This is a genomic window from uncultured Flavobacterium sp. (assembly GCF_963975005.1).
In the GTDB taxonomy this organism is placed as follows: Bacteria; Bacteroidota; Bacteroidia; order Flavobacteriales; family Flavobacteriaceae; genus Flavobacterium.
Window position 1 is genome coordinate 1 of sequence record NZ_CAXBFR010000160.1, and the last position, 5,291, is coordinate 5,291.

Here is a 5,291-nt window from a genome sequence, read left to right on the forward strand (position 1 = left end):
ATTAAATTCTTTTGTATTTTTAGATAATACGTTATGTAAATCTGTTTGAGTGGAATTTATTATACTAAGTTCTATAGTAACTTTGTTACAATGTGCAGGCCCCAAAATTTTAACGAATTATAAATGGTTTAAACCATATATTGTTGAACTTGGATTATCATTGTATTTTTGATTTCCAATCATTAATGAATATGAAATTCCTTCAACAAACTGAACATTATCTAAAATTTCTTTAGCTGTTAAGTTTCCTCCATCTATAATTTTTCAGACGCCATCTAATTCACCATTTTTAATATTTCCATTATATTTTATCAATCTAGAAGATGAAATAGAATTAGATATTAGATCTTCAACCTCACCATTTCCATCAATAACTTTTTGATCACCATTCATCTTGTAAAAAGATATTAACTTCGGATGATATAATCCTTCACCAAAATCAATTACTTTTTTCAATTGCCCATTGTTATAATAATAATTCCAAAGACCTACTCTTAAACCATTATTATAAATACCAGAATCACTAATTTGACCGTTTGTGAAATACGATGTATAATTACCGTTTAACTTACTTTCTTTAAAAACACCTTCTACTGTTATTCGGTCATTTAAATCATATATCTGAACTGAATCATTATATTCAAGTTTATTATTAATGTCACATATCATATAATATTTTGCACATTGCTTATGCATTACTTTATAAGCTACGTCAAGATATACTTTAATTTTATTCTCTTTTAATTCATGAAATTGATCAAACAATTTGTTTTCTTGAGAAAACATTATAAGTGATATTAAGCATAGAATAATTGTAATTTTATTTTTCATTTTATCTATAATAACTTTTTACTCTTTTGCCTTCAAATCCTTAAAAGTCCAAAAAACCAAACGACTTGTTTTGTTTCCTTGACTCAAATCAATAGTTTTTACATTAACTGTTCCCACTTTTTTAAGCAATTTGTAAATAGATTTTAGATTTTCTTTCTTAGAAACTAATGTTGAAAACCATAAAGACTGTGTTTTGAAATGTACACTTTCATAAATCATGTTAGTTATAAAAGCAATTTCACCACCATCGCACCATAATTCATTATTTACACCACCGAAATTTAGAGTTGGTTTTGCTGTGATTTCATTCTTCAAATTCTTTACTTTTCGAATTGTGCCTTTTGTAGCTTCTTCTTTTGAACTATGAAAAGGAGGGTTACATAAAGTCATATCGAAAATTTCACCTTCATTAATAATACCTTTAAATATATTTCGTTTTGAAGATTGCATTCTAAGTTCTACAGAATCCTTTAAAATCGAATTTGATTTTACAATTTTATCAGCCCATTTTATAGCTTGACCATCAATTTCAGAACCTACAAATTGCCAACTATATTCATTAATTCCGATTATTGGATAAATACAATTAGAACCAATTCCGATATCTAAAACTTTAATTTTTTTTCCTGTTGGAATTTCTCCATAAACTTCGCTCAATACATCTGCTATATGATGAATGTATTCAGCTCTTCCTGGAATTGGTGGACAAAGAAAACCTTCAGGAATATCCCAAAATTCAATATTGTAATAAGTTTTTAATAAAGCAGCATTTAAAGTCTTTACCGCTTTTGGATTTGAAAAATCTATACTTTCATTTCCGAACTTATTGATAGCGACAAATTCTTTTAAAGTTGGAGTAGTGCTAATTAATTTTTCAAAATCGTAGGCAACATTATGTTTGTTTCTTGGGTGAAAGCCCTTTTTTTCTGGAGTTGTATTCAAAATAGTATTTGTTTTTGGTAAAGATAAAGCTAATAAATAAAAAAATCCCAACCTTTCGATTGGGATTTAATTTATAAGTAAGATAAACGGTTAGACGTTTTATTTAATTTTATTTACAACAGCTCCAAAAGCTTCTGGGTGGTTCATAGCTAAATCTGCAAGAACTTTACGGTTCAATTCGATGTTGTTAGCTTTTACTTTTCCCATAAATTGAGAATAACTCATTCCGTGTAATCGAGCTCCTGCGTTAATACGCATGATCCATAATGAACGGAAGTTTCTTTTGTTTACTTTTCTATCGCGGTAAGCATATGTTAATGCTTTCTCTACTGCGTTTTTCGCTACTGTCCAAACGTTTTTACGTCTTCCAAAGTAACCTTTGGCTTGTTTTAATACTCTTTTTCTACGTGCTCTTTTAGCAACTGAATTTACTGATCTTGGCATAATTTTAAATGTGTTTTGTAGTAGGCGTCTTCTTTTTTCAAAGCACTTAGTTGCTCTAATACAGGGTTATTGAATTGTTTTAACCTTAAACAAATTTAGAAATCTCTAATTTCTTAGATAATTCTTAATTGTTGTTTAATGCTTTTCTCATCTGTTTTATGAACTAAAGCAGAGTGAGTTAAAGCTAATTTACGCTTTTTAGATTTTTTAGTCAAAATGTGACTTTTAAAAGCGTGCTTTCTCTTGATCTTTCCAGTACCAGTAACTTTGAATCGTTTCTTAGCACTAGATTTTGTTTTCATTTTAGGCATTTCTTCCTTATTTAATATTTATCTTACTTACTATCTTTATGCTGAACTGTTTCAGCATCGTATCATTTTAATTAATCTCTCGATTATTTTTTCTTTTTTGAAGCAATAAACATAATCATACGTTTTCCTTCAAGAATTGGCATTTGTTCTACTTTACCAAATTCTTCAAGATCTTGAGCCAAACGTAATAATAATATTTGTCCTTGCTCTTTATAAATGATTGATCGCCCTTTAAAGAATACAAAAGCTTTTAACTTTGCACCTTCTTTTAAGAATTTCTCAGCATTCTTTCTCTTGAATTCATAATCATGCTCATCTGTTTGAGGTCCAAAACGGATTTCTTTAACAGTCACTTGAGATGATTTTGCCTTCATTTCTTTTTCACGCTTTTTCTGCATGTAAAGAAATTTTTTGTAATCCATTATTTTACAAACTGGTGGTTCTGCATTTGGAGAAATTTCTACCAAATCAAGTTCCTGCTCTTCTGCCATTTTCATGGCTTCTGATGTTTTGTAAATTTTAGGCTCACTATTGTCTCCCACAAGACGTACTTCAGGTACACGAATAAAGTTATTTATTCTGTGGGCATCTTTTTTTTCTACTCGAGGCTGGTAACCTCTATTGTTTCTTATTGCTATGGCTATAAATATTTAGTTAAACTTCAAATGTTTTTAATGTTTTTTGCACTTCCTCATTAACAAGTGATGCAAAATCGTCAATTGAAACGGTAATATTACCTTTCCCATCTTGACCATGTCTTCTTACAGAAACCGTACCGTTTTTCTCTTCTTCCTCACCTATGATTAGCATGAACGGATACTTTTGTCCTTCCGCATCTCTAATTTTCTTACCGATAGTCTCATTTCTGTTGTCTACGAGGGTGCGAATTTCGTGATTTTCTAGCAATTCTGAAACTTTTTTCGCATAATTTTCATATTTCTCACTCAAAGACAGTATTATAGCCTGTTCTGGCATCAACCAAAGTGGGAAATTTCCTCCTGTATGTTCAATTAAAATTGCAATAAAACGGTCCATAGAACCAAAAGGAGCTCTGTGAATCATAACTGGACGATGTAATTCATTATCGCTACCTTTATATGTAAGGTCAAAACGCTCTGGTAAATTATAATCAACCTGAATAGTTCCAAGTTGCCAACTTCTACCTAAAGCATCTTTTACCATAAAGTCTAATTTAGGACCATAGAAAGCAGCTTCGCCATATTCAACAGTCGTTTTTAAATTTTTATCTTTAGCCGCATTGATAATAGCATTTTCTGCTTTTTCCCAATTTTCATCACTACCTATATATTTATCTCTATTTTCTTTATCACGTAATGATATTTGAGCCGTAAAGTTTTCAAATCCTAATGAACCAAAAACATACAATACTAAATCAATTACTTTTTTAAATTCTTCATCTAATTGATCTGGAGTACAAAAAATATGCGCATCATCTTGAGTAAATCCTCTTACACGAGTTAAACCATGTAATTCTCCACTTTGTTCATATCTGTATACGGTTCCAAATTCAGCATAACGTTTTGGTAAATCTTTATAAGACCAAGGACGTGCATTAAAAATTTCACAGTGATGAGGACAGTTCATTGGTTTCAGTAAAAACTCTTCTCCTTCTGCAGGTGTATTTATAGGTTGAAAACTATCTGCACCATATTTAGCATAATGTCCAGAAGTAACATAAAGTTCCTTTTGTCCAATATGTGGAGTTATTACTTGTTCGTATCCGGCTTTTTTCTGAGCTTTCTTTAAAAACTGTTCTAATCTATCACGTAAAGCAGCACCTTTTGGTAACCATAATGGTAAACCTTGTCCAACTCTTTGTGAAAAATGAAATAAATCTAATTCTTTTCCTAGTTTTCTATGATCACGTTTCTTTGCTTCTTCCAATAAATGTAAGTATTCAGTCAATTCCTTTTGCTTAGGAAATGAAATTCCATAAACTCTAGTCAACTGCTTGTTCTTTTCATTTCCTCTCCAATAAGCACCAGCAACAGAAAGTATTTTCATAGCTTTAATAATTCCAGTATTCGGAATATGTCCACCACGACATAAATCGTAAAAAGTAGAATGATCACAAAAAGTAATCGTCCCGTCTTCAAGATTTGAAATCATTTCTGTTTTATACTCATTGTCCTTATATACAGAAAGTGCTTCAGCTTTAGAAACCGGACGCATTTTAAATTCATGCTTCTCTCTAGAAATTTCTAAAACTCTATCTTCAATTCCTTTAAAATCTGCATCTGTAAATTTTTCATCCCCAAAATCTACATCATAATAAAACCCATTATCAATTGCAGGACCTAATGTTAATTTTGCATTTGGAAATTTTTCTTCAATAGCTTGAGCCATTACATGAGAAGTAGAATGCCAAAATGCTTTCTTACCTTCATCATTGTTCCAGGTATATAATATTAATGAACCATCGGTGGTTAATTCGGTTGTTGTTTCTACAGTTGTATCATTAAAGGAAGCTGAAATAACATTTCTAGCCAAACCTTCACTTATGCTCATTGCAACATCCATAGGAGTAGAGCCTTTTGCCATCTCCTTAATCGACCCGTCAGGTAAAGTAATTTGTATCATTGTTTGTTTTTAATAAGATGCAAATATAAAACAAACACTAAACACTTACAATATATATAGGTATACATTTTAAATAAAATACACCTTATATATATAGGAGCATTTTTTTAGAAACAGCACATCAGTTATTATTTAATGGTTTTTGGTTCTTGCTATGCATTT

General features: G+C 30.5%; 6 protein-coding genes. All 6 read right to left on the minus strand.

The genetic code is table 11. The features are described 5' to 3' along the window. Positions 1-264 precede the first annotated feature (264 nt). Entirely contained in the window at positions 265-786 is a 522-nt protein-coding gene (locus tag AACZ53_RS13585; RefSeq protein WP_339839533.1) for a hypothetical protein, read from the minus strand. Between the two features lie 63 nt (positions 787-849). Then, positions 850-1,773, minus strand: a complete 924-nt coding sequence (gene rlmF / locus AACZ53_RS13590; RefSeq protein ID WP_339839536.1) for a 23S rRNA (adenine(1618)-N(6))-methyltransferase RlmF — start codon at positions 1,771-1,773, stop codon at positions 850-852. Positions 1,774-1,872: 99 nt separating this feature from the next. Then, the gene (gene rplT, locus AACZ53_RS13595; RefSeq protein WP_026717052.1) at positions 1,873-2,217 is read right to left on the minus strand and encodes a 50S ribosomal protein L20; all 345 of its coding nucleotides are present in this window, start codon (positions 2,215-2,217) and stop codon (positions 1,873-1,875) included. Positions 2,218-2,330: 113 nt separating this feature from the next. After that, entirely contained in the window at positions 2,331-2,528 is a 198-nt protein-coding gene (gene rpmI / locus AACZ53_RS13600; RefSeq protein ID WP_026717053.1) for a 50S ribosomal protein L35, read from the minus strand. An 83-nt stretch (positions 2,529-2,611) separates the two neighbouring features. Beyond that, positions 2,612-3,160, minus strand: a complete 549-nt coding sequence (gene infC, locus AACZ53_RS13605) for a translation initiation factor IF-3 (protein ID WP_084518952.1) — start codon at positions 3,158-3,160, stop codon at positions 2,612-2,614. A 22-nt stretch (positions 3,161-3,182) separates the two neighbouring features. After that, positions 3,183-5,129, minus strand: coding sequence for a threonine--tRNA ligase (gene thrS, locus AACZ53_RS13610; RefSeq protein WP_339839543.1), 1,947 nt, complete (start codon positions 5,127-5,129; stop codon positions 3,183-3,185). Positions 5,130-5,291 lie beyond the last annotated feature (162 nt).